The sequence below is a fragment of the Agromyces sp. P1_H4 genome (genome assembly GCF_056405255.1).
This window is the reverse complement of record NZ_JBFUCL010000586.1, coordinates 1-937: the sequence shown is the minus strand read 5'-3', so window position 1 is coordinate 937 and position 937 is coordinate 1. Positions and strand designations below refer to the sequence as shown.

Annotated in this window: 1 protein-coding gene; it reads left to right on the top strand. The window is 70.0% G+C overall.

The annotated features are described in order from the left end of the window. On the top strand, positions 1–937 hold a 937-nt coding region (locus AC1DY2_RS20160), incomplete at both ends, for an ABC transporter permease (protein WP_476764032.1).

Sequence of the window (937 nt, the reverse complement as noted above, 5' to 3'; positions counted from 1 at the left end):
TCAACCTGATCGCATTCCCCGGCTTCTTCACGGTCACCCTGCGCGACGGGCACCTGTTCGGCAGCCTCGTCGACATCCTGCGGAACGGCGCACCCACGCTCATCATCGCCGTGGGCATGACGCTCGTCATCGCCACACGCGGCATCGACCTGTCGGTCGGCGCCGTCGCCGCGATCGCCGGCGCCGTGGCCTGTTCGATCATGCTCGGCTCGCCCGACCCGGGTGACCCCGCCACGGTCGCCGTCGCGATCACCGTCGCGCTGCTCATCTCGCTCGTGCTCGGCGCGTGGAACGGCTTCCTCGTGGCGGTGCTCGGCATCCAGCCGATCATCGCGACGCTCATCCTCATGACCGCCGGCCGCGGCGTGGCGATGCTCATCACCGAGGGGCAGATCCTCACGGTGAACAGCCCGCCGTTCAAGGCGCTCGGGTCGGGCTTCTGGTTCGGCGTGCCGATCGCCGTCATCATCGCGGCGGTCGTCTTCGCCGCGGCGGCCCTCATCACGCGCCGCACCGCGCTCGGCATGTTCATCGAGTCGGTCGGCATCAACCCAGAGGCGAGCCGCCAGGCCGGCGTGCGGGCGCGCGGGCTGCTGTTCGTCGTCTACACGTTCAGCGCGTTCTGCGCGGCGATCGCCGGGCTCATCCTCACGGCGAACACCGCGGCCGCCGACGCGAACAACACGGGCCTGTTCATCGAGCTCGACGCGATCCTCGCGGTGGTCATCGGCGGCACGTCCCTGGCCGGCGGCCGCTACACCCTGGCCGGCACGCTGGTCGGCGCACTCGTCATCCAGACCCTCGTGACCACCGTCTACACGGTCGGCATCCCGCCGATCGCGACGATGGTGTTCAAGGCCGCGGTGGTCACCGTCGTGTGCCTGCTGCAGTCGCCGACCACGGCCGAGGCGCTCAGTGGATTCCGGCGAAGACTGTC